Source organism: Paenibacillus sp. NAIST15-1, assembly GCF_001894745.1.
Classification (GTDB): Bacteria; Bacillota; Bacilli; order Paenibacillales; family Paenibacillaceae; genus Paenibacillus_B; species Paenibacillus_B suaedae.
The window spans coordinates 32,392-58,396 of record NZ_BBYF01000003.1 but is presented as its reverse complement, the minus strand read 5'-3'; the positions used below and the strand labels follow the sequence as shown (position 1 = coordinate 58,396).

The window sequence follows — 26,005 nt, the reverse complement described above, 5'->3', positions numbered from 1 at the left end:
AAGATTTTTATGAGTTAAAGAAGTTTTCTAGTAATGAAAAAGTTGAGTTCGGTGATCTAAAATAAACGCAATGATGAAATGAGGGATAAGATGCCTGAATATTCTCAAGTTCAGACTTATATAAAGTGTGATCAAAGTAATATAAAAGAGATCATACTTGACTTTATAAGCACATTAAATGACTGCGGGATTAAAGATGCTGAAATGATTTCTGCTATTAGTGGACTAGAATGGGCGCTAGATGAGGACGGCTCTATGTATGTGAGTGGGGGAGAAGTAACAAAAGAAATTATAATCGCTGAACAACTTATACATATTCGTCCTTTTGTGATGGGATGGACATCAAAATCCTTCAAAGCGTTGCAGCAATCTTGGCTTGAAGTTAGCTTTCTTCTCTGGACAGAGGAGATTGTACAAAGTCAATTAGATTACGTATTAAGAGAAGAGCATAGATCAGTGATATGGAAGTTAATGAATTCATTCTCACAACATTTACCCAATCAATCTGGTGTGTATTTTACTAATGAAGCAACGGATGGCCGTCCTTGGGAAGCATTTGTACAGAACGACTTGGAAAATATATGGATGTTTGATGCTGCAATAATAAATAAAGACATTATGAAATATTATGAGGCTATCGACGAGTCAATATTTTTCTCGAATCTTCAGGACAATGAATTATTAATAGCTCGGAAAGAAACATGGATTAAAGAACCTTGGTGATTGTATCTCAAGGAGGCGCCTACCTCACATAACACCATACTCACATCGAGTATTCGGCTCTTGATCCGATAGGAGATCGATGCATTTCAGTAAGGTACATCAGAGTTCGAAGAAACTTTATCAGCCGGACACACCCACGCCACTTAACCGGATTGCGGCTGGTCACTTTGTGACCTGAAGGTGGCGAGGCGTCATGGATACGAGAGACGTTTATGAAATCAGCTAGGAATGAAAAGATTATATCTAGGAGCAAGTACTATGAAGCGAATCTATAAGCATATTGAAGAATATACAGATCAGGAAATAAAAGATATTTTAACTCATCAAGAAGTAGAAGAACTAATATATTTACCACTTTCAGTTGGAATGTATCATCACAATTGGAAGTTTGCTCAAGATATATGTCTTAAATTAGCGCAACATGATAATCCACATGTAAGAGCGAATTCTGTATTGGGGTTAGCACATATTGCAAGAACTAAAAAACAGTTGGATAAAAGACTAGTAAAACCAATCATTTTGAAAGAACTAAAAAATAATTTAGAGCATAAAGGTACAATATTAGATGCTATAAGTGATATAAATTTATTTATGAAATGGGAACTAGCAAGGAGGCATAATTATTAGAATTCGACATAAGGACTTCTCGATGCTAATTAGCTTATATGCCCGCCTCTCCTCATAAAAACGCTGTTCTATTAACCCACTTCGTTTAAAAGCTTTTAAAATCTAGAACTATGTAGTTCTTCAAAGAGATATATGGCATCTTTAAAACCATGTAGATAAATTTTACTTTCGAGTAATGTCTGTTTAGAGCTTTGGGCATTTTCATAGAGGAAAAAGGTATGTTGGAGGTTGTCAGGCAGGGCTTCTCGGATTGCTTTATAGTGTTGTATAGCTTCATTTGAAAATCGTAAAAAATCAGTATCTGTAATTGTAAGGTCGTTGTGCAATGATTTTAATCGAGTACGAACTAGTGGGTCAATATTTATCTCCAATGAATTTAGCAAGAATAAGACCTCCTTATATCATTTATGATTAAAAAGTAAAATTTGTTTTCTTGAATAAAAGTTTAACATATTGAATGAAAGAGTCAAGAGAACACAAATATAATTTTGATTAAATAAAGATTGTTCAATATAATTAAAGAAATATTTAACTACTTTGTGAGGAGTTCACGATGATCAGTTATAAACCATTACAAAAATTGCTGATAGATAGGGAAATAAAGAAGCAAGATTTATTGAAAATGACAGGGATTTCTTCTGCAACAATGGCAAAGTTAAATACTAATGAATATGTTTCATTAGAAGTAATCGATAAAATTTGCTCAGCACTAAATTGTCAACCTGGTGATTTGTTGGAGCATATTCCTGAACGAATGAAGGATGAAAGAACCTAAAAGAAAAAAGAAGTGTGGGAAATCAAAGAAGTACCCCGTCGTATAACAATGTATCTATGCTGCTACGGAGCTTTAGCCCCTTGGTTGTTAGATGCTAAAAAACAGAATATTAAAACAACACCGACCCGACCTAAGATAAGAGTTATCTAAAGGCCGGGTCGTGTCGTACATACGAGAACGTTAGGCGAAATAATTACTAAGAGGTGAAGACCCTGCAAAATGAAGATAAAGAACATATAAGAGAAAAATTATTGAAATCTGCCGAATACCGGATTGGGTCAAGCGTTGCAAAAGAAGTTCTTGCGGCAATGGATTTATCTACAATTCCCAAAGCCCAAATAAAATGTAAGGAGGAAACCTCTTGACTACCACGTTCACCAAAGTAGTTGGCATTGGTTTTATTGTTTTATCAGTATTAAGGCTAACACCAATAATTAATGCAACTGGGAAGTGGTTATTATATGTATCAATTGCAGCGTTCTTTTTAATACTATTGGACGTAATTGAATACATTTTAGAAGGAATAGAAGATAGGAGAGGCTTTAAGGTAAATTACTTAAAAATTCTACGCTCAACTTGTCTAGGCTGTGCAGTAATCGCAATAATAGTTCTGCCAAATTTAAGAATTGACATTCCTGTTAAGGCCGTTAATGCATGGAGTGATGCAATTTCATTAATTAGCTTAGGACTTGCAATAACGTTAATTGGTTTTAAAACAGAGAGGATTCGAAAGTCATTATCTAATAAAACTATGTTTACAAGAAATGAAGTAAGCGAATTTTTTAAATCAACTGAAGGACAGAATCTTATCGATGAACGCATAAGGAGACAAGCGCTTCAAGATATAAACATGATTGGAGAATTTAATGCAGAAACTAAGTAGTGTAACAGCAGGTAACACTAATTGACGCCTCGGATTACTGGGCCGGCTACAATTAGTTGGAGAGAGAGAGAAAAAAGTGCAAGTAGAATAAAAGCAATATGACAAGAAGCGGATCTGGAATTAAATAACCGGGTCGTCATTTTCGACTTCTCGGCCGTTTACAAATAAATGATGGTGAGTGTAAAAACGAAAAGGAATAAAGAATTTATGAAAAAGATAATTCCTATTGTAATTGTAGGTATACTCTTGCTTTTTATACTGTTCGGCGTGGCTGCCTTTTTCCTATTCTTCCATATTGGTATTTTCGAAGTATTAGGGATTCAATACGAATCGTGGACATCGGTATTTCTGTTTATCGGTCTATCGTTCGTTGCTGACGCGGTTACCAAAGTGTTTTTTATTTTTATGAAGACAAGGTATTTCCTCTCTACTGGTCAGCATTTTAAGCAGTATCATGACGCTATTTTCCGAATACTCCTCGATTTTATTGCCGTTCATCTGATTGATGAATGGATGACATCCGTTCATTTTTCTATTTTTTCTGAGATTGGTTTTGTTCTTATTATCTATCTGATCGATACTTCGCTATTTCGGAGAAAAGAACAGGATCGTAAATCATTATAATACCCCCACAACTTTGATACACTCCAAAACAATAAACCAGATATTGAAGACTTCTTACTGCACAATTACTCCTACTTTATAAACGAATGATTTTGCAATACAGGAACGAGGCGGACATGTGTTTTTAACATTAAAATGATTCCATTCGGATAACGGGGAGTGAACGTTACATTGTCAGTTGCTCGAGAGTATATTAGATTGTATGCAAAAATAACGTTGAATCAGAAAGTGAGTTTCTTGTGGTACTTGCTTTTACCCTTAATTCTCTTTTTCGTATATCATTACAATTGGATCATGACTAAGCCAGAAGCTTCTTTTTTTCAATATCAAGCCAGCATGTTCTTAGCCTATATTACATTTGTTATGTCTATTGAGGTTACCACAAGTTTGATCCGTATGAGAGAAGATGGCTTCTTGAAAATGTTCGCATTCGTTTCGGGCACGAAGTATCCTATGATTATAGGAAAAGTCTTAACGCAATTATCCTTCCTGATTCTTTCGATCCTCATCTTTTCTCTAGTGACCAGCTTATGCAGTCTACATAACCCTACAGAAATTATATTATTTATGATTAGTTCCGTCGTTGCGGGCTTAATCGGGGCAATTCCGATAATGTTCTTCTTTTTAATACTTATGATTTTCCCGATGAAGTAAGAATCACTAGTTACTGTATTGAATATGCTCCTACTTGTATTTTTGTTAATAACCGCTAATAATTTGTCGCAATCATTGTCGTGGGGAATCCTGCTGTTATATATTAATCCATTAGAACTGGTTAGAGCTTTGAATCTATTAATAGCAGAATTCATAACGGGTAGGGAATATATGAATTTTGGCTCGGCTCATATCGTATTCGGCCTGATTTTATATACGGCTATCGGACTTTTGGGGATGAGATATACAAGAATCGTATCCCCGACAAATCGAACATGAATTGGGGCAGGCATATGATTACAATTGAGAATTTAAATTATAGGCATAAGAATTGTAATAAGAGTAATTTGGAAAATTTAACTGTAGATTTTAAACCGGGTATAGTAAACGTCATTATAGGAAAAAACGGTTCCGGCAAGACGACGCTTTTTGATTTGATTACAAATGTTATCCCAAGACCCGGAGAAATCAAAGGTGTACCTAACCATTCTGAAATTATTTATCAGTTACAGGGGTTATCGTTTCCTTCGACTTTGAAAGGGAAGGATTTGTTTCGGTTTTTTTTGTACACGGATCACAATAATAGTATAGAAGTTTCGAATACTCCATATACCGATAAATACATGGAATCTTCAGAAATTGAGTTAATGGAAAAAGTATGGGACACCCAATTTGGTAAGTTATCTATAGGCGAGCGCCGATACTTAAGTATTTTGGCGGTTACGCTTATGCAAAGGAAGCTGTATGTATTCGACGAACCGACTTCCGGAGTTGATCCCGAAGCAAGATTGCAAATTTTAAAAAGAATAGAAAGGCTTACTCTTGGCACAAGTTCTACAGTCATTCTTTCTACTCACACTTTACATGAATTTCGAAATATACATTGTAAAATTCATTTATTGCATAAAGGGAGTATAAGATTTCAAGGAACGTATGAGCAATTTACCGAAAAAGGCGAAAACGGCGATCCAGACTCAGCATTTTATCAAAACCTCTTGCTACATCAAGCAGAGTAATGAAAAAAATCAATTCAACACATTTTAATACAAGAGAATTCAGATGGGCACGGTAGAGAAAATAATAAGCTCTATTGTGTCCTTTTACTATTGTTATTTGGTGAGGGGGAAAGGGTATGATCTATTTGCTCTTCGTTCTACTTGTGGAAATATGGGAACGGGAGAGGGATTTATGCGATGCATATCGATCATGTGTTTGAATGATGTATACGCTGGAAGATTCGCGGAAAAAGTTCTATCAAGGCAGCGGGCTGGGTCTTACCATTACGAAGTGGTTGGTGGAGAGTATGGGCGCGCAGCAAGCCTTATGAGTTAACGGTGCTTACCGTTCCATTAAAAAAAGTTTTTTTCATGAGCATCATCGCACATAGAGTCAGCTTAAGAATTTCGTAAGAGTAAAGTAAGAAAAAAGAAGAATACGACCTGTAAGATTAGTTATGAGAGAGCGAGAGGAAAAAAGAGTATGAAAAGAGTATGAGCATATAGTAAGAACGATTCCATTCGAATACTGGTTAATCAACACATCTAATGCAGAAGAAAGGAAGATAAACGTATGAGCAACAATATGAAGTTAACTATGATTCTCCTGGCCGCTGCCAGTATCGGACTCGCCGGATGTATGAAAGAATCCTCCGTCACTAGTACACCAAGTTTGTTCCAGCAAAACTCTTCTATATCGACAAACACAATTGTACATTCAGGAACATCGGACATGAGAAATGTCTCGAACGCAGTAAAAGGGGATATTTCTCAAATAGATGTAACTAACATTCATTCCCTAAAAATTCAGAGTAACGCTGCTATAGTTACAGTTATAGGCGACAAACAAATCAATCAAGCAGAATTGGAATTATCCAAGGGCAATTCACAAGGAATGGATACCAACGTGACTACGTCGATCCAAGATGGGACATTACAGATTATCCTTGAAAATAAACTAAAGATCATAAATACGGGGCCATTGCCATCTTTAACGATTCGTCTTCCGTATAAAGAATTGAAATCCCTTGAGATAGATAATAAAGTTGGCAACATATCCGTTGAGTCAGAATTGTTGCTCCAACACTTAAATGTGAGCAGCGATACTGGCGACGTTACTGTAACGGGTGTAATTGGTATGGAAAGCAGTAACATATCTACTGACGTTGGTCGCGTCGAATTCGCTCTACCTGATCAACCAGCACCTCTATATGTGAATCTATCAACAAAAATAGGAACTATCGATAATCAGGTTGCTCTTGAAAAAGAAACAAATACCACAAAGGTTGTATCCAAAGAACTCCATGGATATGTTGGTAAGGCTCAATCCGAAAGTGCAACGCTTAACATTTCCACACAGGTGGGTGAAATTACGTTCAAAAATTAAGTGTCATCATCGTGCCTGGCTTGCCATAATCATCGAGATTATAACCTTCCATAAGAGCAGAAACTAGATTCAAAGCTCTTATATAGCACTATGAGGGGATAATTAGCATTCCTTTGCACTTCTCTACCCAACTCAATGGATAGAGTCCTTGTGAATGAGCTTGGAAAAGCAACAGTTCGTGATGCAATAAGAACGATATCATTTGTTCCAAATTGAGAACCGACAAAGAAAATCTAACTGCAAGAATTACAAATATTTATTAAGAAAAGAGCGTGTCCAATAGGATACGCTCTTTTCTCATGTCCCCGCAGGAGCCCGTGATCCTGATCCTTCCGGATGCGGCCGTGCTGCCGATCGGTACGCCGATGACCAAACATGCCCTGCAGCATTCAGTCTAATGTAGTGTAGTGCTTAGAAAATGTAAATGAGCCCATCACCGTAATCTTGGAAGCTTCTTATTTCCAATTTTACATGGCAATGGGCTATTTATGTTCGGTCTAAGACAGTGTAAGATGCTGGCGTTTATAAGACATCGTCATCTGCTAACTCATCCGCTTGGCGTTCGTAATCTTCTTGGGATCTTTAATCTTACTTTATCACCGTCAAGGATTACTCCCATTTTGCTCGCGTGTTTGAAAGGATCTTACGGTTCATTGTTTTTAAGGCATGAGTATAAAACTTGGGCAATCTTACCGCATACATGCCCTATTGCTTTTCTCTTCGCCATTCCTAGATCAACTAAACGCTTATAGTAAACACGAAAACTATTTTCACTTATTTTTGGAGATATTAGTAGCAAAGTCATTAAGAATAGAACTCTGCGAGTATTTCTAACACCCTCGTATGTCTGCCTACTCTTAAAAACGGATGTGCCCGAAATTTTATTCTCCGCAGCTACACCAAGGTACTTTTTAAGCTCTAAATATGTTGAGAAACGTTCAATATCACCAATAGCGCCGATAAATTTACAGGCCATAGATTCACTCATGATAGGAAAGGACTACAGCTTTATTTTCAACCTGATAAATAGAATAGCCTCGATCTAATAGAACTCTAACAACTAAATATGAATAATGCCTACCCGTTGGTTCCAGTAATACAAAGAATAAAAGCCTATTTATTGAACTAACGTTCGCCGTTAGCTCAATAGTCTTATGTTTTACTTAGAGTCGCTGCTTATAGTTGTGAGGCTTGCCGAACACCTAATGCAGTGACGTCCCGACGGGCTTAGGGGGCTGGATGTGGTCACTCGCTTCTCAGAGTGACCCGAAGCGTCAATATGGTGTTAGTCGAAGGAAGTTCTGGAAGCAGCCATTGCATTTAACGCGTTCTCAAAATAGCTATATACTTCAACTGCAATTCCCAGAAACTCTTCAACAAGTACATTATTACTATCCAAGTAACAAGCATACAGATAATCAACTAAAGCGGAGTCAATCTCACAATAGTTTAATATGGCATTCTTCATCATAATAATGTCATCTTGCCATACACCTGTATCTTCTAAAACCAAAGAGTATAATGCACGAATTAATCTCTTAGAGTAACCTTTAATATATCTAGTTTTCATTGTGTTATCACTAGCATTAGAAAGTAAACTATGAATACGATCTACTTCTTTCTTGGTCTCTGTATTTAAGTCTAAAATGAACTCTGGAGAAATAATTATCGGTGGTACTTTTTCACCAACGTCATGACCATATATGCAAACACAAATTATCTTTACCCAAAAACCCCAATCATTTGGTTTACTTAATACATCGTCAATCGAGCAAATTGTCGTATCAATCTTAGTTAATACTGGATATTCTTCCAAAAGCCTGTCTTTAATATTTGACAATCTTTCGTAATCAATATCTTTGGGATTTACACATACAATAGTAAAGTCTGCATCTGACTTGAAAGGTTTAGCAGTTCCTTTTGGAATCGAGCCACACATATAAATGCTATGAATCTTACCTTTAAATTCGGTAAGTATATTATCTATATACTTATCAACAAAATCCTTATATTCACTTTGTATTACAATTCTATTTATAACTTTTTCTAATATCATACAGACTCCTCCCAAAATAAAAAACGTCCCAAAGCCAAATGCTCTGGGACGATATTAATCGCGGTACCACCCAGGTTGCTGTATTTTCACACAGCCACCTTAATTGACTATAACGGGTCAAACCGATGGGTATTAGCCATACTCTGGAACTGGCATTTTCAATCAGTACTCTAGGGTTTTCTCAGTCATGAAACCCTTTCCTGTGAAGAGTTTAATGATTTACTTTTGTTCCATCATTGATTTACGGATATTGGTTAAATATTACTCTTTCCCGTCACCTTAGTCAAGAACTTGCTCAAGATAACTGCCCGTTAGTTCAATAAAAAGAACGCTCCCGCGCCATCGCTTGGGCTACGTCCTCCTCATTATATTCCATTTCCAATCACCTATTAAAGAACTTACGCGGGTAGCATGTAATGCTTAAACAGGGGACTTATCTTAACTTAAGCACTAAGAAAATACTTTATTTTATGGTTAAGTCTCTTTGATAACGACTCGATGGTACAGTATAAAACTTACTTTTTAAAGGCTGACAGGAATATTAATGTCTTCGTTTGTATTGCCTTTATTTTCTGGACAAATTGACCTTGTAAGCTCATTCGATGAGCCTAATTATGCGGAAGTGTTAGAGGGCAGATCGATCCTAAAGTAACCCATAAAGTGAACGCAAAATCAGTAATAGACTTCATAAAAAGGAATAAACTGCATAATATTTCCTGGTAGGCCACGGCTCTGGGGGGATCATTATCGCTAAAGTAACGGAACAGCTATGGATTATAGGGGGCGGAAAGGAGGAGCGTTTCGATGAAGGTGGAAATTATCAGCGATATCGCATGTCCCTGGTGTTATATGGCCAAAACACGTTGCTGACGTGCGTTAAGCGAAATTCCCGGCTGTAATCGATGACATCCGGTACGCTTGGAACCAAGGATTTACAGCGATATGAGCTAGTTAGATCCAACAAGGAGGAATAGGATTTGATTCGAAAATTGTCAATGATCTTGATGATGCTGGTACTATTCGGTTCTGAAGTGATGGTGGTCTCTGCCGAGACTGCTTCCTACACAGACGGAACCTACACATTAGAAGTGAATAACGAGGATCCTTCTTTTGATTCGACAGTGAAACAACGAATGATTGATACCTTCTTTATCGTATATCCTCAAATGGTTGCACGTTTCAATGGTCAGGCAGCTCAGAAAGTATATTTTACAATTGATCCGACATACTCTGGTGTTGCGGAAGCAGGAGGGGGAAATGTTAGATTCAGCTCTAATTGGCTGCGAAAGAATCCGGAAGATATCGATACGGTGACCCATGAGTTAATGCATATCGTTCAAGCCTACCCTGGGGGGAGTCCCGGATGGATGACCGAAGGGATCGCGGACTATGCCCGTTACAAATATGGCGTAAATAATGGCTCGGCAGGATGGTCCCTGCCTAATTATAGCCCTAATCAAAAATATACGGATAGTTACCAAGTTACAGCTCGCTTTTTCGTATGGCTGGAAAATCGGATCCGTCCGTCGATTGTCAATGAGATGGACTTCAATCTTCGTAACCGAACTTATAGTGAACAATTATGGGTGAACGTAACTGGCCAGTCTGTCGATCAGTTATGGCAGCAATATTCCAAGGATCCAAACTTGACTAGCAACGATGTGCTTGTGGGAAGACCCTATAAATTAATTAATGTAAACAGTGGAAAAGCATTGGATGTTCAAGGATCAGGGGCAGCGAATGGCACAAATGTTCAGATTTATTCAGATAACGGATCAGCAGCTCAGCGTTGGACAATGTATCGAAACCAAGATGGCACCTATAAACTGATTAACGCGGTTAGTGCCAAAGCACTGGATGTGCAAAGTTCGGGGACAGCAGACGGTACAAACGTACAGATTTGGGATGACAACGGTTCAGGTGCACAGAAATGGAGTTTCATACGCAATACAGATGGCTCGTATAAACTAATTAATAGTAACAGCAATAAGGCTCTGGATGTATCCGCATCAGGCACGAACGACGGTACGAACGTGCAGATCTGGACGGATAACGGGACCGCTGCCCAAAAGTGGAAGTTGGTACTTTTAAATTAATATGGGTAGGAATTCATATGACCAGTTAGATCAAATTGATCTAGCTGTTTTTTTCATATTCTCGCGTAATCGGAAGGACTTTGGCCCTTGGCCCGAATAAGTAAGATTCGTCTGATTCTCAAAAGGGACTAACCCGTGAAGGGTCAGTCCCTGTAGTTACAACTGCGTCTTGCTATTATTCTACAAGCTTCCAGGATTCATCGCTGCCCGGAATGCTCTTCGTCCACCACTTGGCTTGATAGAGCTTGCCCTCATAGCGAACCAAATTGCCTTCTACGTACACATTGCCCGGCACGTAATCCACACTGCCGTCTTCATTTGGAATCACTTCTTTTTCCCATGCTTGGGAGGAATCCGGCGCTTGGCCTTGTACCCACCATTTTGCCGTGTATTTCTCTCCTTTGTAAATGACAGAATCACCTTCGTAGTAGATCTTGGTCGGATCATACGTATCCGCGAGCCCGTCGATAACGGTGATTTTTCGCTCTGCGGAGGCTTGCAGGCCTTGATTATCTTCTACGGTGTACACCAGCTCGTAGGTTCCCGGAGTAGAGGAATCAACCGTTCCTTCGATCACGATGCGATCGGACAGGTCGCCGTCCTCTTCATCTGTAGCGGTAACTCCTACTTTCGGATCGAATTGCTCGCCAACGAGAATCGTTTTATCCATTGCGCCATGAATGACTGGCTTGTGATTAATCTTTTCTGCCACAGTGATCGTACGTTCAACAACCGCTTGCAGCCCTTGGCTGTTCTCTACGGTGTACACCAGCTTATAGGCTCCTGGAGTAGAGGAGTCAACCGCTCCTTCGATCACGATGCGATCGGTCAGGTCGCCGTCCATTTTGTCCGCAGCGGTAACTCCTTCTCTCGGATCGAATTGTTCGCCAACGAAAATCGTTTTATCTGTTGCGCCATGAATCATGGGCTTTGTAGCACCCGGCGGGGTGCTTCCATTTCCGAATGCTTTGAAAATATCGGTGTATTGATATTGCGCCGTTACGCCATTGTTGTTTTCCAACATCGCATCCCGGTTCATCGACCAGAAGGAGGTCATCGCCAGCCCTTTCTCGATCGCATGATCCACAACCAACTGGGATCACTCTGTCGTAAAGATCGGATGAGCAGCGCCTTCAAAGCCGATGGATGGCGTCGTTCCAATGATGCCATAAGCGTCTTGATCCGTTAGATCCGTGTTGGCAAATTGCTTGAAGTACTGCTTGACTTGATTCTTCGTCGAATCAACGGCTCTCAATGAAGCGGAACCATAGTTCTCGCCAGGCAGGAGCGTTCCGCTGCCATAGCACATTGTCATGATGTTCACGACTTTGACATTCACACCGGCAGATAAGTAAGCTTCCAATACATCCAATTGAACAGAAGTCAGACCGCTTGGCAGTACAGGGAGTGTTAATACAATATCGACTCCCGTTGCATCCTGAAGCTTCTTAATCGCCTGCGCGTTGGCGACATTCAGGGCTTTGTTCTGAGCGCCGCCCTCAATGTCAAGGTCTAAGCGGGTCAGTCCATAGCCTTGAACAATTTCCATATACGTATTGAAGAGGGTATCGGTGTCTTGAGTCACTTCCCAGAACGATACGCCATTCAAACCGCCCAGCGAGATCGTGACATCGCCGCCCATTTCGCGAATTTCCCGAATAGACTGCTTAATCCCTTGGTATTGGGTGTTATCCGCATTCTTTTCATTCAGTACGGAATATCCTCCCCAGCCCCATTGCACTTTGCCATCCGCGATTTGCTGCGAACTGGATTGAATAAAGCCGAGATTGAAAAATTTCACGCCGGTATCCTCGGAAATTCTGGCGAGGTTAGGGGCACCGTTGTTGGAATAGCCCGGTTTGGTAACCCATGCAACCATATCAACGAATGGAGAATTGACTTGCTTCGGCCACTCGATTCCTTGGCCAACCCCAAAATCATGCCCCGGGGCCGTCGCTTCGATAACGGTAATGGTGCGTTTTTTCTCGACCGTCAATCCTTGCGAATCCGTAACGGAGTACACCAGCTCATACTTGCCGGCTGCATTCGTATTAACATCTCCCGTCACGGCAATACGGGAAGTCAGATCTCCGTCTTCTGCGTCCGTAGCCGTTACGCCAGCCAACTTATCAAAGTTGTCGCCGACTGTAAGCGTCAGGTCTGCTATGCCATGCAATACAGGAGGTTGATTCTTGCTTGGAGCTTCATCACCCAGAATGAGCTGTCTGTTCATCTCTGGGCTGTTATCCGACACCCGCTGAACCAGCTCCATGCTTGTAATCTTGGCATCTCCCTTCAGTTTGAATGTATAGGATCTGCCAGTTTCAATTGTTTTTGCATCATAGACCGATTTCAAATCGACGACCGTGTAACCGCTCTCATTAGTTACGGTTCCCGCTAAATAATCGCCGGAAGTCAACGGTCCATCGGCTTGGATGTAGAGCTTCGGCAGCTTAACCGTTTTTGCTCCTCTTTCCACCGCTTTCAACACTTGATTCGATTCGGTCATAGACTCGTTATTGAAGAGGGTAATTTCATATCCCTTATTGTTGCCCCAAGCCTCGGTATACGGTTTCACATCCGCCGTAACATCCAGCTTGGTATATTGGATTTCATGTGCTGTCAACGCCTGGCTTCCGAAGAGGCCTTCTTTCGTTGCCTTTGTTAATTTGTCGCGCTTGGCAGGATCCGCAGTAGGGACATCATTGGAAGCCATCCAAGCAATGACGCCGCCCAGACCGTTTTCAAGCACATATTTCGTTTTCTCTTGAATGGATCTTTCATTGTCATACGTGTAGAATACGCCAGTTGTCCCATCATACAGATAGGGAGCTTTGGCTGCATCATCCCAATATTCTTTGAGATTCGGGTAAGTGGCCTTCAGCTTGTCGAGGTTGCGATAAGACCAAATCCCTGTTCGGCGGCCGCCGTCCCCAACAGCGAGCGCTGCCTCGCCAACCGCGCCACGGGATGGAGTCTGATCCGCATCCTTGGCGGATAGTGCCGCTTCGCCGAATAGCCCCGGATGATTCGGATCGGATCCTTGCGACACTTTATCCCAGCCGCGAGTATAGTAGGCCGCCCCGATCACAATCTTGTTCGGCTCGGCACCTTGCTGAATCAAATAATTTACGCTTTCGTCGACGGACAGATTATTGCCCGTGAGCGGGTCGTTCGGGTTTGTATACAAGCCAGTATGGTGGCCGCTTACTTCATCCCATGCGCCGCGCATGTCATAAGTCATAATGTTGGCAAAGTCTACAATGTTGAACAGTCTCGGCACATCAATACCGATATCGATCTTACTCTTCGGCGCTGGAAGTGCAACAGACAGTTCATACGCTTTACCAAGCTCGGCTCCTTGCTTATTCAATGCGTTTTTGATATCTTGCAGCAGTAAAATATAATTGTTTTTATCCTCTGGTACAGCGTATTTCGTGCCTTCATCGTTCTTATTATCGACCAGATCAGGCTGTCGAACTTCAGCTGGGAACTCCCAATCGACATCCACGAAGTCCATGTTCGTGTACTTGATGAATTTCATGACATTTTGAATCAGATTCGCCCGTTTGGAAGCATCGGCTGCAACGACAGCGAAGTCGCCTGATTTCGACCATCCGCCGAGAGAGATGCCGATCTTCAGATTCGGGTTTTCTGCGCGCAATTGCTGCAGGGCGATAAGGATGCCTGCATTGGCCGCTTGCCATTGAACGCCATCCTGGCCGACAGGCGCTTCTACTGCTGCATCCTTATCCGTAAAGACAAGGTTGCCTTGGGCGTCAAAATCGAGAAACGCATAGTTCAGGTGGGTTAATTGATCGGCAGGAATATCCTTGGGATAAAAGTTCCCTTGTCCTCCCCAAATCGACCAATCGCCATAGTACATGACATTCCGGATTTCTTTTGTTGCATTTTTGACCACAGGTTCCTGTGCTGCGGAAACAGCCGACCCTGCATAAGTCGGCGCCAACGAAGACACGAACATCATGATGGTCATTACCGTCATTGCGAACAATCTTCGGGCGCTGCGCTTTCTACCAGTCTTCATCCGTTATTCACTTCCTATCAATAGATTTTATTAATAGGCAGCTAGGGTGGGGCATCTCGCCATGAATCATACCAATACAACGCATACGACTAATAGAGATGGGGTTCTATTAATCGGCAACTGGCTGGCATAGAATTTCTTCCTTAGCCCCTTTAGTTTTGCGTCACTAGATTTCCCTAGCTTTGCCTAGTAATATCTGTGCAAACATGCATACTCTTGCATAACGATACATGTTTACACCGTTAAATATACAGCAGTTTTGCGTTTATTTAATGGGTCATACGGATTATTTGTGAATATATGAACATAGTTCGATATTATTATTCACTAGAAATATATCTTGTTGAAATCCGGATGAATAAGAGGATGTATGTTAATTCCATATGGTTTGATACTGGACATCATCCTAGTAACTGCACCGATCCTTTGTTATGCTTTTTTACATATTCTACATGTCCGACAAGGTTTGGGCAGTAGGTCTTAGGGAGGAGGGGAGATATATTGTAGTGTGGATGAACGAGCCAGAGTTCGCACAATGATAACGGAATATAACTTTCCTTATCAGTCAAATTCATGCAACTATATAGTACTTGGGCTGGATTAAAAAGGACTGACCCTCCTTTTCTGGGCAATTATACCTCGCCCAAAAGTTGAAGAATCAGGAACAAAACAGTGGTCTGACGATCATTTTTCGATAACGGAACCAGGATTGCTTTGACAGGTAATCCATTTTATTTTATAGTAAGTAACACACTAACTACTAAAGGAGTTGCCATGGAAGAACTTTATAAAGAGCTTCAGAAGTGGGGCTTTTCACAATATGAATGTAAAGCGTACATAGGGCTTTTGAAAAACTCCCCTATAACCGGATATGAAATAAGCAAAAGGTCGGGTGTGCCTCGTTCAACGATTTATGAAGTATTGGCAAAATTAATGGATAAAGGTGCGGTGTACACAGTACCTTCTGACCCCGTAACCTATGCACCTTTACCAGCAAAAGAATTAATCCATCGATTGCGTAATGACTTTGACAATTCTATGGATTATCTTGAAAAGAATTTATCTGCGTTAGAAAGTGAACAAGAAGTAGATGTTATTCGACGCATCAGCAGTGATGAGCGCGTTGTGGCCGAAATGATTGACATCATCGATAAAGCTAACAAAGAAATATGGTTGTCGATCTGGGAACCACAAGTCGATTCGATAAAAGGTGCTGTAGATACGCGGATCAAGGATAATATCCACGTCTTTTCTATTCTCTTTGGAGCGCCTGAGATTCAGCTTGGAGCAACTACGCATCACAATTACATGGCTCCAGAAGTAGCTGAGGAACGTATGAACGGTCGCTTAACGATTGTTGCACGGGATAATGAGGAAGTATTAATTGCAAATTTCTCGCCAAATACACCTGCATGGGCGGTAAAAACGGAAGACCCGGCACTTGTGTTAATCGCGATGGAATACATCAGGCATGATATTATGTTCTCAGAATTAGTGAAAGAAGTGGGCCCAGAGAAAGCAGAAGCGCTTTGGAAAAACGCTCCTAACCTATTTCATGTTGTTACCGGGAAACGGTTCAAATAAATTGAACCGTATTTTCTTTCACTTTTTCGTAGTAGTTAGTAAGTTAGCTTCTAATACTTGAAAATAAAGAGGGAATGAAATGAGTCTGTCGAACGTCCAAATGAATTCGTCTCCGAGAGATGAAGATAGCTTTATCCAAGGAGTAAAAGATTGTGTCCCCACGCTGCTGGGTTATTTAAGTATCGGATTAGCTGCAGGTGTGATCCAAAAGACTGCGGGACTTAGCATCGCTGAGATCGCTCTGATGTCTATGATTCTCTATGCTGGCTCAGCTCAGTTTATTGCTGCGGGTATGATAGCAGCAAGTAGTTCGATTCCTGCCATTATTATTACGATTTTCTTTGTCAATCTTCGTCATATTTTACTTAGTGCCGCACTAGCACCTTATTTCCGGCATCTTACTCCACTTCGCAACATGCTAGTAGGTTCTCTACTCACCGATGAGACATTCGGTGTCGCGATTACCGAGGCGGCCAAGAGAAAGCGAATCAGTGAGAAATGGATGCATGGTCTCAACATAACCGCTTATGTAAATTGGCTTGCAGCTAATCTAGCAGGAGCATTTTTGGCGCAATGGATTTCGAATCCTGAGAAATTCGGACTAGCATTCGCCTTGCCAGCTATGTTTATTGGAATTCTCGTACTCTCTATGGTAGGGCGAAATAGAATCAAACTTGATATCGTTGTCGCCATTATTGCAGTGGTCATTGCTGTGGGAAGTTCTTTCTTTTTGTCCAGCAGTATGGGCGTTATTGTGGCTACAATTATTGCTTCAACAATAGGAATGGTGGTAGAAAAATGGAAGTAAGATGGGACATTTTTTTGATTATTCTAGGCTCAGCTTTTGTCACGTTCATTCCAAGGGTCGTTCCCCTTATGGTGCTTAGTCGTTTTGAATTACCAGAATGGGCAATGCGTTGGTTAAATTATGTTCCCATTTCTGTAATAGCTGCTCTGATAGGTCAAGAGATATTTATCCATGACGGAAAGCTTACATCTCTTACCAACAACATTGAATTTTTTGCAGCCATACCGACTTTTTTAATTGCGATAAAAACAAGAAGTTTATTGGGAACCGTACTGGGAGGTATTATTTCCATTATCATTTTACGCTTATTGTTTTGAAACTTGATACTAGAGTTTTATCGAGGATACATGGCTATGAGTATAAAATTTTATATGCGCGGTAAAAAGGGTCTAGTGGATGAAATACCTACTGCCAAAAACTACACATCGAGCAAATGGTATTCCAAAAGGGGGAATATTCCAAAACAAAGGCAAAAGAACGCTACAAAATTGAGGCGAAGAACAGTGAACTCAAACATAGACATGGGTATGGCGTAGCGTTATCCTCGGATCTTTTTGGCATGGAGTTACAAGGCATAATGGCAAATTTTCGCTCTTAACGTGAAGAGAATAGTAAAGCTACCGAAGTGAGAAGCCAGTGGTACAGGCTTGTGTATACAGTGAAAAAGACGACTATTATCCCATAAATAGAATAATAGTCGTCTTTTGTTTCGCTCTACGGCCTCGGATTGATCCAAGGTTTTTTGATTTACATTCATTTAGTTGAGAATTGTATACGCCTATCTATGTCTTGTATTGCTCGATTTATTGTTCTGATTCGATTGGGGCTACTTGTCGTTGCGAGATATCATTTGATGATAACGATAAACACTTGATTCCGACATTCCCATTATTTCAGCAACTTCATTTATTGTACCTTTAACTTCAAATACCCCGTATTCCTTTAATTTGAAAATAGCAAGTCTCTTTTGTTCAGGTGATAACTGAGCACCGGATTCTAATATATCTTTATCTATTACTGAATAAATGATATTACGAATATTATCGGTCAGTTTTTCAATAGGTTGTTCCCGGTCAGTTTCCTGTTCGATAAGTTCTATTTCTGAGCTTAGATTGGCCAATTTTAATATATCCTTTGCGACTTTCCTATAGACATCCGCATCAAAATTTATACATAAAAGACCTTGTAATTGACCTTCACGATCTTTTATAAATAAAGTTGATGAACGGAATTTTTTACCTCTGGGTCCTTCTCCAACATAATCTACAACATAATCCTTTTTTAAATATACCTTTTCGTTGATTAATTTTTTTGCATAGTCAGTTAAAGGGCCATTTAAAGATCTTCCACTTAAGTCTCCATTGACTATGTGACCGATTTGAGAACCCCCATTAGGATTTAAAACATGTAATACAAATTCATAATTAGATCCCAAAATTTCCCCGAAATAATTCATTATATTTTGATAATGTCGAAATAGTTCATTATCCATTTAAGTATTCCTCCTTATCAGTTATTCCTGAATTTTATTCACTATGAAATTGCTCGCGAATTCATATTCAATTCCAGGGTTGAGCAAAATCTCTTTCAATAAAAGATGCGCTTTACTTCTCGTACAAGGATGCATTCTTCTTTTTTCAGCTATAGACAACCCAACTTCGGGTCTTTTATCGACAAGGATTTCGTTTAATGAAGAAGCCAGCATTCAAAATAGACAACCCTATTATAACTTATAACAAGTTTTTTAGAATTTTAAAAGGGTGAAACATTAAATTTGCAATAAAAAATTCCGATAAAAATAATTTATTATCATTTGTTTGACTGCACGAATATCTATGTGGTACTCTATCTGTGTAGTAATAAAAAATAATTACTGTAATAAATTATTTTAAGTTATTATTTGAGAAAGATCAGAAAATGATCGTTGTTTTGATGGCATTGATTGCAACGAGTATGATTACAACGATAATTTATCCAAGTATTCCATAAGTACTAAGAAAGGGTTTGAGGATTCTTAGTGTTACTTTTGAAAACCCTTACATGGTGGGCGGGTGACTGGTATGGCAACTATGGGGAGGAAACTTATATGAACATGAAATTAGTACCTGTTAAAGAAAAAAGGGTTGTTAATTACAAAAGTTGTTTTGATGTGATTGGACCGGTTATGATCGGCCCCTCCAGTTCACATACTGCAGGTGCCTTAGCTATTGGAACAGTTGCCAATAAATTATTTCAAGGTCTTCCCAAAAAAGTTGTGGTAAGGTATTATGAATCATTTGCTGAAACCCATAAAGGACACGGAACTGATTTTGCAATTATTGCCGGTATATTAGGATTTGCTGCCGACGATAGTAGGGTGCCTGGTGCTATTGAAATAGCAGAATCTAAAGGAATTGACATTACCTTTTTAGAAGAAGCAGGTGATAGTCCTGCCGGTCATCCGAATACTGCAGATATTTATCTGGAGGATGGAAATCGAAATATTAGAACAATGGGAACTTCAGTCGGTGGCGGATTAATTGAAATTAAACATATAGAAATTGACGGGTTTAGCTTACATCTTCAAGGGCCATTGCCGGTTATTATAGCAATTTCAGAGAGAGATGACCTTGAATTTATATTACGCAGGATCTTTAAACAATATAATGTGGAAATTAACAATTTTAATAGTTTGGAGAAGTCAGGAAAATACTTATATCAATTTGATGTGGATTCTCAATTATCTAGTGATGTTCAGAAGGAATTGAGAAATTCTAGCAGTGCAGCTAATATCATTATTCTTTAATTAGATTAGGGGTGAAAAGTTTATGTACATGACTATAAAGGAAATTATCGATGCAGCTAATCAAAGACAAAAGCCAATTTATGAATTAGCAATTGAGCAGGAAATCGAGCAAACTAAAACTTCTTATGAAGAAGCTTGGAGAAAAATGGAAAGAAATTTAGTGACTATGGAGAATGCTGTAAAGAAAAGCGCTGAGGGCAATGGAGTATTTTCTCCGACCGGTTTATCCGGAGGGGATGCTGTTAAAATAAAACAATATCGTGAAAGTGGAAAAACCCTTTCTGGAGATTTGATGATGCTCGGGGTCCAAAACGCTATCGGAGTTAATGAAGTAAATGCGTCGATGGGAGTTATTTGTGCAACTCCAACTGCAGGTGCAAGTGGGACAATCCCGGGAGTGCTGTTTAGTATCCAAGATAGTTTACAATTAAGTCATGAAGACAAGGTTCATTTTCTATTCACTTCAGCTTTATTAGGAATGGTAGTAGCAAATAACGCTTGTATTTCCGGAGCCTTCGGAGGATGTCAAGCTGAAGTAGGTAGTGCCTCAGCAATGGCTGCAGCAGCAGCAGTAGAAGCTGCCGGAGGAACACCTCAGCAATCATCTGATGCTTTCTCAACTGCACTGCAAAATTTACTCGGTCTAGTTTGTGATCCGGTTGCAGGCTTGGTAGAAGTTCCTTGTGTAAAGAGAAATGCTATTGGAACGGCTAATGCCTTAGTAGCAGCGGACATTGCATTAGCAGGCGTAACCAACATCATCAATGCTGATGAAGTAATTGAAGCGATGTTCGTAGTAGGAAGACAGATGCCTCGCGAATTAAGAGAGACAGGTTTAGGTGGAATTGCAGCCACTCCCACAGGAATTGCTATTAAAAACAAAATTTTCGAAGATAAGGTTACTAGAAAATAAGATAATAATAATATATAATTATAGTAATAAAAGATTACAATATCCACACTGAAATGTAAGCGTTATAGCAAAAAAATGGGGTTTCAACTCATGATTTGTGAAAAAAATCACAGTTATTAAGGTTCATTCTCCAATTCTCTATCAAGGATGAGAGGAGTGTGTGTCGATATCTATTAATGCCATATAATGTAATAGTATGCATTAAATAGTTTTGTAAACGTAAACAATTTTAACAGTTTTAAAAGAGAGGAAATGATAAAGTAGTTAACCAGTATACAAGGAGGAATTATAATATGAATGGGAATACAGCGAAAAAACTTGAATTTACTGCTGAAGATACTACAGGGAAAAACGAAAAATATCCAGATCCCAAAAAGTGGCACAAGCAAGATACCACCTGGGCATTGAGCCTTTTTGGAACAGCAATTGGAGCAGGCGTACTCTTTCTACCTATTAATGCGGGAGCAGGTGGTTTATTATCGTTACTGTTAATTACAATACTTGCATTTCCTGTTATGTACTTCTCGCATAGGGCGCTTGCTAAAATGATATATGCTTCCAAATCTGCTGATGAGGGGATTACAGGTACGATAAGAGAGTATTTCGGTAATAAGGCAAGTATAATTTTTAACATCGTATTTTTCTTCTCGATTTATATTATCGTGCTGATGTATTCGGTTGCACTAACAAATACTGCAAGTAGTTTTATCGTGAATCAATTGCACATGAATGAGCCGCCAAGAGCCATTTTATCGCTTGTATTAGTACTCGGTCTTATAGCTATACTGAACTTCGGTCAAGATATTACTGTAAAGGTAATGAGTATGCTAGTATATCCTTTTATAGCTTCGCTGCTTTTTATCTCAATATCTTTAATTCCACAGTGGAATACGTCGATGCTTAGTTTTTCAAGTGTTTCTACTGCTCCAACAGGAGTAGGAGGATACTTCAATATGATATGGATGATACTGCCAATTATTGTATTCTCGTTTAATCATTCTCCTATGATATCGTCATTTGTTATGAAACAGAGACAAACTTATGGAATACTAGCTACAGACGCCAAATGTTCTCAAATACAAAAAGTGTGTTATATCATGACTTTCATTGTCGTTATGTTCTTTGTTTGGAGTAGTGTCTTGAGTTTGACTCCAGATGATCTTGTAATAGCAAAAGAACAGAATTTATCAGTACTTTCATACCTTGCCAATCGGCTTAATTCGCCTCTAATCACTATTGCAGCTCCTATTATTGCGTTTGTGGCCGTAACAAAGTCCTTTCTTGGCCATTATGTAGGAGTATACGAGGTAATGCGTGACATGATTATCTCGGCCGGTAAAGCACGTGGAAAAAACCTAAAAGAAAAAACAGTTAAGAGAGCGATCCTTGTTTTTGTAGTATTAACATGCTGGTATGCCGCTTATGCAAATCCAAGCATTCTTGGAATTATAGATACTCTCAGCGGACCGCTAGTTGCTGCTATCTTATGTCTCTTACCAATGTATGCGATCAATAAAGTTCCTGCGCTAGCTAAATACAAAGGAAAACTTAGCAATATTTTTGTCACTGTTGTGGGCGTTCTCACTGTTCTTGCAAGTTTGAAAGCATTATTCTAATTAAATATCTTTTGAGCTTTCTCAGGTGGCTTGTCATTGACACCTAAGAAAGCTCTCTTTTTATTGATTAGTCGACTCATTCGTGATTTCAATCATGAGATGAATCGGGGCTATGATTTATAGAATAATACTATAAATTGGTTAATTAAATGAACAAATGTTGAGTCAATCAGTTCTATTGGCAACTATACACATAGAAAGGAGGATTACCAATTATGAAGAATAAGAATTTTACGGAATATGATCGGGCGATATTGCAATCCTATGACTCCATCGTGGAAGGCTTGGCCGATTATTTGGGAGATGCCAGCGAGATTGTGCTGCATAGCTTGGAAGACTATCAAAATACCGTTATCAAAATCGCGAACGGGCATCATACGGGCAGTGAATTAGGAGCCCCGATTACGAATATGGCTTTGCAGATGTTGAGTGAGGCTAAGTACTCTAACGCAAATCAAGCGATCAGTTATTTTACCAAAAGCAAGAACAACCACTCAATGAAATCAAGCATGATAGCCATTCGTGGTGAAGCTGGCAAAATTATTGGTTTTATGTGCATTAACATAAACTTGGATGAATCGTTTTCTGGATTTCTTCAGACTTTTTTACCGCAAGCGGGTTTTGAAACAAAAGCACAGGAGGGAAATTTTTCATTATCGATTGAGGATATGATTCTTAAAATGATAGAGCTGACGATTGAAGCGGTGGATGCTTCTCCTGACATATCGTATGCAAATCGAAATAAGCACATTATCGGTCTTTTGTATGATCGGGGAGTGTTTAATATGAGAAATGCGGCTACAATCGTGGCAAATATGTTGAAAATTACGAAACATACCGTTTATTTGCATTTGCGTAATCATACTCCCAGAAACGAGAAGGAAACCTGTACAACCAGTAAACAAGGCTCATTTAATTGACCAAACTTTTTATAAAAAGGAATGTTCATTCAAAAAGAAAAGAATCCATTTTGATTAATCTCTTGTCAAAATGGATTCTTTTTTATTTACTCTATAACCTAGATTTACATATTTTTTACCACACTTTTGAAAAAATGAGGTTCAACGGCTTGATAATTTATTTAAAATGATTTATATTCATATCAATTGATATGTTTATCTATCAAAAATGAATACAAGCTAACGGATGGTAAAAAACAATTGGACAGAAGCGAGGTAAATAATATGACTTTTGAAGAAAAATTACAAGCATATGCAGAACTTTTGGTAAAAGTCGGTGTCAATATTCAACCAGGGCAATACTTATTAGTCAATACATCTGTGGATGCATTGGATTTCGCCCGTTTAGTTGTGAAAGAGGCTTATAAGGCTGGTGCAGGACGTGTTCATGTTAACTTATCAGATGATGAAATGGATCGTGCTTACTTTGAGCATGCCTCAGATGAAGAATTTAATCGTTTCCCAGAATGGATAGTCAAAATGAATGATGAGCTGATCGAACGTAAAGGAGCACTATTAATGATAGATGCTGCAGACCCTGATAAATTTACAGGTATTTCAGCCGATCGTCTAGCTACCTATCAAAAGGTATCAGGAGCTGCTCTGAGAAACAATCGCAACGCCGTAATGAAGGATTTAATAGCTTGGTTACTGGTAGCAGTTCCTTCACCAATGTGGGCATCGAAGGTGTTCCCGAACTTAGCAGCTGAAGATCAAGTACCAGCATTATGGGAGGCTATTTTTAAAGCTGTTCGTATCGGTGAAGGCAATGCTGTTGAAAAATGGCGTGAACATGTAACAAATTTAGAATCTCGTGCGGTTCTACTGAACAATAAAAAATATGCGAAGCTTCACTATACAGCGCCAGGTACTGATTTAACAATTGCATTAGCACCACAGCATAAATGGATTACTGGAGGTGGTAAAACGCCAGATGATACTATCTTTATGGCTAATATGCCGACAGAAGAGGTTTATACGTTACCGATGAAACAAGGTGTAAATGGCTATGTAAGCAGTACAAAACCATTAGTTTACCAAGGGAATATTATCGACGGCTTTAAACTGACATTTGAAGAAGGAAAAATTGTTAAAGCTGAAGCACAGATAGGACATGATTTATTACAGGAGCTTATGAATGTGGATGAAGGCTCTTGCTATTTAGGTGAGGTAGCACTTGTACCACATGAATCGCCAATTTCAGCATCAGGGATTTTATATTTTAATACATTGTTTGATGAAAATGCATCGAACCATTTAGCGATTGGTAATGCTTATCCAACTTGCTTAGAGGGTGGAAGAGATTTAGAAAACGATCAGCTTGAAGCGTTAGGTGCAAATATTTCAGTAACACATGAGGACTTTATGATTGGCAGCAGTGAGATGGACATCGACGGTATTCTACCAGATGGAACTGTAGAGCCAATTTTCCGTAAAGGTAGCTGGGCATTTTAAGTTTTTGATTTGAAGTAAGGAGTAGAGTAGATGAAACGATTACTAAGCATAATTGGTGCAACTATATAGGTGTCAAAACACATTTGAAGTTGAGGAGTTGGCTAGTCAAGGATATATTGTTCTAGGTATCGATCATACATATGATGCTGCAGCTACCGTCTAAGGCTGATGACCAAATAACCGGAAGTGAATTTTAAAGTAAACCGATAACCTTATGCAGAAATCAACTTCATTAAAAAAATATTCTGCAAAATGAAGTACAATCGGAGTTCAATAATAGTAGAAAAATTACTGTTACTTCGTCATGAAAAGATACATTCAACAGTTGGACACTTTATTTTAAATGATTTATGCTAATATCAAATGATATATTTATCTATCAAAAAAATGACGACTTTATACAGAAAAAGGGAGAGATTGACGATGAAGAAAGGCTTGTCAGCGTTGAAGGAAGCGAGATTTAATGCAATTCTTGATTCGGCTACTATATTGCTTGTTGAAAATCCTACTGCTTCGATGAATGAAATTGCGGAATATGCGGGAATTGGCATTGCTACACTTCATCGCTACGTCGAAAGCAGAGAGAAATTGATGCTGCTCTTGGGCCATCGGGCTATACAACTGGTAAGTGATACCGTAAACCAGATTCCACTGGATGAGGAAAGAAGCGAAAACTATATCCCGGAACTCATTGAAGCGTTAATCCCCTTAGGTGACAAAATCTATTTTCTAGGTCATGATGCATCTGTATTTAACAACAAAGAATTAGGTGAAGCCGAGGAGAAGCTGAGGGAACCCTTACGACGCGTTATTGAGTTGTTACAACAAAGAGGTTACTTTCAGCAAACGGTTAGTAGCGAATGGATTTTGAATACGCTTTATGCCCTGCTTTTCCATACATGGGAGCAGGTACATGAAGGTAATGTGCCTAAAAAATCGGCTGCAGAGCTTTTTTTAAATACGTTTTATCATGGTTTCAAAGCGAAGGGTGATAATTAACATCAATAATTATAGAAA

The 26,005-nt window shown here is 39.3% G+C and carries 24 protein-coding genes, 2 pseudogenes, 1 riboswitch and 1 other annotated feature; of the genes and pseudogenes, 20 read left to right on the top strand and 6 right to left on the bottom strand.

Annotated features, from left to right (window positions below):
- Positions 1 to 90 precede the first annotated feature (90 nt).
- Both PBN151_RS07825 and PBN151_RS07820 read left to right on the top strand, forming a co-directional pair.
- Complete coding sequence (locus PBN151_RS07825; protein ID WP_072728567.1) at positions 91 to 723, top strand: hypothetical protein; 633 nt, start codon at positions 91 to 93, stop codon at positions 721 to 723.
- Positions 724 to 981: 258 nt separating this feature from the next.
- Positions 982 to 1,350: a hypothetical protein gene (locus tag PBN151_RS07820; RefSeq protein WP_072728566.1), complete on the top strand. Its 369-nt coding sequence runs from the start codon at positions 982 to 984 to the stop codon at positions 1,348 to 1,350.
- Between the two features lie 95 nt (positions 1,351 to 1,445).
- On the opposite strand, the gene PBN151_RS07815 is transcribed toward PBN151_RS07820, so the two are convergent.
- Complete coding sequence (locus PBN151_RS07815) at positions 1,446 to 1,733, bottom strand: hypothetical protein (RefSeq protein ID WP_021260529.1); 288 nt, start codon at positions 1,731 to 1,733, stop codon at positions 1,446 to 1,448.
- 170 nt (positions 1,734 to 1,903) lie between these two features.
- Here PBN151_RS07815 and PBN151_RS07810 point away from each other — a divergent pair, with 170 nt between their 5' ends.
- The 7 genes and pseudogenes from PBN151_RS07810 (at position 1,904) to PBN151_RS07780 (ending at position 6,668) form a co-directional block, all read left to right on the top strand.
- Positions 1,904 to 2,125 carry a helix-turn-helix domain-containing protein gene (locus PBN151_RS07810; RefSeq protein ID WP_021260528.1) on the top strand — a complete coding sequence of 74 codons (222 nt, stop codon included), beginning with the start codon at positions 1,904 to 1,906 and terminating at the stop codon, positions 2,123 to 2,125.
- A 203-nt stretch (positions 2,126 to 2,328) separates the two neighbouring features.
- Positions 2,329 to 2,490 (top strand): hypothetical protein, encoded by a 162-nt coding sequence (locus PBN151_RS31135; RefSeq protein WP_175560656.1) that lies wholly within the window; start codon positions 2,329 to 2,331, stop codon positions 2,488 to 2,490.
- A complete protein-coding gene (locus PBN151_RS07805) occupies positions 2,487 to 3,008 on the top strand; it encodes a hypothetical protein (protein ID WP_072728565.1) in 522 nt (173 codons plus the stop codon). The genes PBN151_RS31135 and PBN151_RS07805 overlap by 4 nt, the downstream gene beginning before the upstream one ends.
- Positions 3,009 to 3,215: 207 nt before the next feature.
- A complete protein-coding gene (locus PBN151_RS07800; RefSeq protein WP_072728564.1) occupies positions 3,216 to 3,632 on the top strand; it encodes a YrvL family regulatory protein in 417 nt (138 codons plus the stop codon).
- A 947-nt stretch (positions 3,633 to 4,579) separates the two neighbouring features.
- Positions 4,580 to 5,302: an ATP-binding cassette domain-containing protein gene (locus PBN151_RS07790; protein WP_175560655.1), complete on the top strand. Its 723-nt coding sequence runs from the start codon at positions 4,580 to 4,582 to the stop codon at positions 5,300 to 5,302.
- Positions 5,303 to 5,461: 159 nt separating this feature from the next.
- Positions 5,462 to 5,695 (top strand): annotated as a pseudogene (locus PBN151_RS07785) (ATP-binding protein); the annotation flags it as partial.
- Positions 5,696 to 5,855: 160 nt separating this feature from the next.
- Positions 5,856 to 6,668: a DUF4097 family beta strand repeat-containing protein gene (locus PBN151_RS07780; RefSeq protein WP_072728562.1), complete on the top strand. Its 813-nt coding sequence runs from the start codon at positions 5,856 to 5,858 to the stop codon at positions 6,666 to 6,668.
- Positions 6,669 to 7,311: 643 nt separating this feature from the next.
- Here the strand turns inward: PBN151_RS07780 and PBN151_RS07775 are convergent.
- Positions 7,312 to 7,656: a transposase gene (locus PBN151_RS07775; protein ID WP_227774507.1), complete on the bottom strand. Its 345-nt coding sequence runs from the start codon at positions 7,654 to 7,656 to the stop codon at positions 7,312 to 7,314.
- 297 nt (positions 7,657 to 7,953) lie between these two features.
- Positions 7,954 to 8,724, bottom strand: a complete 771-nt coding sequence (locus PBN151_RS07770; protein ID WP_072728561.1) for a nucleotidyltransferase domain-containing protein — start codon at positions 8,722 to 8,724, stop codon at positions 7,954 to 7,956.
- A gap of 41 nt (positions 8,725 to 8,765) precedes the next feature.
- Positions 8,766 to 8,970: a binding site (T-box leader), on the bottom strand.
- Positions 8,971 to 9,701: 731 nt separating this feature from the next.
- On the opposite strand from PBN151_RS07770, the gene PBN151_RS07765 reads away from it, so the two are divergent.
- Positions 9,702 to 10,820, top strand: a complete 1,119-nt coding sequence (locus tag PBN151_RS07765; protein WP_072728560.1) for an RICIN domain-containing protein — start codon at positions 9,702 to 9,704, stop codon at positions 10,818 to 10,820.
- A 175-nt stretch (positions 10,821 to 10,995) separates the two neighbouring features.
- Here PBN151_RS07765 and PBN151_RS31830 read toward each other — a convergent pair whose 3' ends face one another.
- Together PBN151_RS31830 and PBN151_RS32425 are read right to left on the bottom strand one after the other, a co-directional pair.
- Entirely contained in the window at positions 10,996 to 11,907 is a 912-nt protein-coding gene (locus tag PBN151_RS31830; protein ID WP_227774505.1) for an immunoglobulin-like domain-containing protein, read from the bottom strand.
- 12 nt (positions 11,908 to 11,919) lie between these two features.
- On the bottom strand, positions 11,920 to 14,868 hold the full coding sequence (locus tag PBN151_RS32425; RefSeq protein WP_275936810.1) for a glycosyl hydrolase family 18 protein: 2,949 nt from the start codon (positions 14,866 to 14,868) through the stop codon (positions 11,920 to 11,922).
- 112 nt (positions 14,869 to 14,980) lie between these two features.
- Positions 14,981 to 15,065: riboswitch (cyclic di-GMP riboswitch) on the bottom strand.
- A gap of 577 nt (positions 15,066 to 15,642) precedes the next feature.
- Here PBN151_RS32425 and PBN151_RS07755 point away from each other — a divergent pair.
- The 4 genes and pseudogenes from PBN151_RS07755 to PBN151_RS07740 all read left to right on the top strand — a co-directional run.
- Positions 15,643 to 16,452: a TrmB family transcriptional regulator gene (locus PBN151_RS07755; protein WP_072728559.1), complete on the top strand. Its 810-nt coding sequence runs from the start codon at positions 15,643 to 15,645 to the stop codon at positions 16,450 to 16,452.
- Positions 16,453 to 16,531: 79 nt separating this feature from the next.
- Complete coding sequence (locus tag PBN151_RS07750; protein WP_072728558.1) at positions 16,532 to 17,260, top strand: AzlC family ABC transporter permease; 729 nt, start codon at positions 16,532 to 16,534, stop codon at positions 17,258 to 17,260.
- Complete coding sequence (locus PBN151_RS07745) at positions 17,251 to 17,577, top strand: AzlD domain-containing protein (RefSeq protein WP_021255845.1); 327 nt, start codon at positions 17,251 to 17,253, stop codon at positions 17,575 to 17,577. The genes PBN151_RS07750 and PBN151_RS07745 overlap by 10 nt, the downstream gene beginning before the upstream one ends.
- Before the next feature lie 104 nt (positions 17,578 to 17,681).
- Positions 17,682 to 17,889 (top strand): annotated as a pseudogene (locus PBN151_RS07740) (IS5/IS1182 family transposase); the annotation flags it as partial.
- Between the two features lie 197 nt (positions 17,890 to 18,086).
- Here the strand turns inward: PBN151_RS07740 and PBN151_RS07735 are convergent.
- Positions 18,087 to 18,752, bottom strand: coding sequence for a helix-turn-helix transcriptional regulator (locus tag PBN151_RS07735; protein WP_072728557.1), 666 nt, complete (start codon positions 18,750 to 18,752; stop codon positions 18,087 to 18,089).
- 594 nt (positions 18,753 to 19,346) lie between these two features.
- On the opposite strand from PBN151_RS07735, the gene sdaAB reads away from it, so the two are divergent.
- From sdaAB to PBN151_RS07705, 6 genes are all read left to right on the top strand, one after another.
- Complete coding sequence (gene sdaAB / locus PBN151_RS07730; RefSeq protein WP_021255847.1) at positions 19,347 to 20,045, top strand: L-serine ammonia-lyase, iron-sulfur-dependent subunit beta; 699 nt, start codon at positions 19,347 to 19,349, stop codon at positions 20,043 to 20,045.
- A 22-nt stretch (positions 20,046 to 20,067) separates the two neighbouring features.
- The gene (sdaAA, locus tag PBN151_RS07725) at positions 20,068 to 20,958 is read left to right on the top strand and encodes an L-serine ammonia-lyase, iron-sulfur-dependent, subunit alpha (protein ID WP_072728556.1); all 891 of its coding nucleotides are present in this window, start codon (positions 20,068 to 20,070) and stop codon (positions 20,956 to 20,958) included.
- A gap of 293 nt (positions 20,959 to 21,251) precedes the next feature.
- Positions 21,252 to 22,574: an aromatic amino acid transport family protein gene (locus tag PBN151_RS07720; protein WP_072728555.1), complete on the top strand. Its 1,323-nt coding sequence runs from the start codon at positions 21,252 to 21,254 to the stop codon at positions 22,572 to 22,574.
- Positions 22,575 to 22,789: 215 nt separating this feature from the next.
- Positions 22,790 to 23,494 carry a helix-turn-helix transcriptional regulator gene (locus PBN151_RS07715; protein ID WP_072728554.1) on the top strand — a complete coding sequence of 235 codons (705 nt, stop codon included), beginning with the start codon at positions 22,790 to 22,792 and terminating at the stop codon, positions 23,492 to 23,494.
- Positions 23,495 to 23,758: 264 nt separating this feature from the next.
- Entirely contained in the window at positions 23,759 to 24,988 is a 1,230-nt protein-coding gene (locus PBN151_RS07710) for an aminopeptidase (RefSeq protein ID WP_072728553.1), read from the top strand.
- Positions 24,989 to 25,411: 423 nt separating this feature from the next.
- A complete protein-coding gene (locus PBN151_RS07705; protein WP_072728552.1) occupies positions 25,412 to 25,987 on the top strand; it encodes a TetR/AcrR family transcriptional regulator in 576 nt (191 codons plus the stop codon).
- Positions 25,988 to 26,005 lie beyond the last annotated feature (18 nt).

Excerpts from the sequence above, each read along its gene's own strand:
- PBN151_RS07820 (WP_072728566.1), top strand. The coding sequence starts at position 982 with ATGAAGCGAATCTATAAGCATATTGAAGAATATACAGATCAGGAAATA.
- sdaAB (WP_021255847.1), top strand. The coding sequence starts at position 19,347 with ATGAACATGAAATTAGTACCTGTTAAAGAAAAAAGGGTTGTTAATTAC.
- PBN151_RS07750 (WP_072728558.1), top strand. The coding sequence starts at position 16,532 with ATGAGTCTGTCGAACGTCCAAATGAATTCGTCTCCGAGAGATGAAGAT.
- sdaAA (WP_072728556.1), top strand. The coding sequence starts at position 20,068 with ATGTACATGACTATAAAGGAAATTATCGATGCAGCTAATCAAAGACAA.
- PBN151_RS07800 (WP_072728564.1), top strand. The coding sequence starts at position 3,216 with ATGAAAAAGATAATTCCTATTGTAATTGTAGGTATACTCTTGCTTTTT.
- PBN151_RS07770 (WP_072728561.1), bottom strand. The coding sequence starts at position 8,724 with ATGATATTAGAAAAAGTTATAAATAGAATTGTAATACAAAGTGAATAT.
- PBN151_RS07790 (WP_175560655.1), top strand. The coding sequence starts at position 4,580 with ATGATTACAATTGAGAATTTAAATTATAGGCATAAGAATTGTAATAAG.
- PBN151_RS32425 (WP_275936810.1), bottom strand. The coding sequence starts at position 14,868 with ATGAAGACTGGTAGAAAGCGCAGCGCCCGAAGATTGTTCGCAATGACG.
- PBN151_RS07715 (WP_072728554.1), top strand. The coding sequence starts at position 22,790 with ATGAAGAATAAGAATTTTACGGAATATGATCGGGCGATATTGCAATCC.
- PBN151_RS07745 (WP_021255845.1), top strand. The coding sequence starts at position 17,251 with ATGGAAGTAAGATGGGACATTTTTTTGATTATTCTAGGCTCAGCTTTT.
- PBN151_RS07720 (WP_072728555.1), top strand. The coding sequence starts at position 21,252 with ATGAATGGGAATACAGCGAAAAAACTTGAATTTACTGCTGAAGATACT.
- PBN151_RS07705 (WP_072728552.1), top strand. The coding sequence starts at position 25,412 with ATGAAGAAAGGCTTGTCAGCGTTGAAGGAAGCGAGATTTAATGCAATT.
- PBN151_RS07780 (WP_072728562.1), top strand. The coding sequence starts at position 5,856 with ATGAGCAACAATATGAAGTTAACTATGATTCTCCTGGCCGCTGCCAGT.
- PBN151_RS07710 (WP_072728553.1), top strand. The coding sequence starts at position 23,759 with ATGACTTTTGAAGAAAAATTACAAGCATATGCAGAACTTTTGGTAAAA.
- PBN151_RS07825 (WP_072728567.1), top strand. The coding sequence starts at position 91 with ATGCCTGAATATTCTCAAGTTCAGACTTATATAAAGTGTGATCAAAGT.
- PBN151_RS07735 (WP_072728557.1), bottom strand. The coding sequence starts at position 18,752 with ATGGATAATGAACTATTTCGACATTATCAAAATATAATGAATTATTTC.
- PBN151_RS07755 (WP_072728559.1), top strand. The coding sequence starts at position 15,643 with ATGGAAGAACTTTATAAAGAGCTTCAGAAGTGGGGCTTTTCACAATAT.
- PBN151_RS07775 (WP_227774507.1), bottom strand. The coding sequence starts at position 7,656 with ATGAGTGAATCTATGGCCTGTAAATTTATCGGCGCTATTGGTGATATT.
- PBN151_RS07810 (WP_021260528.1), top strand. The coding sequence starts at position 1,904 with ATGATCAGTTATAAACCATTACAAAAATTGCTGATAGATAGGGAAATA.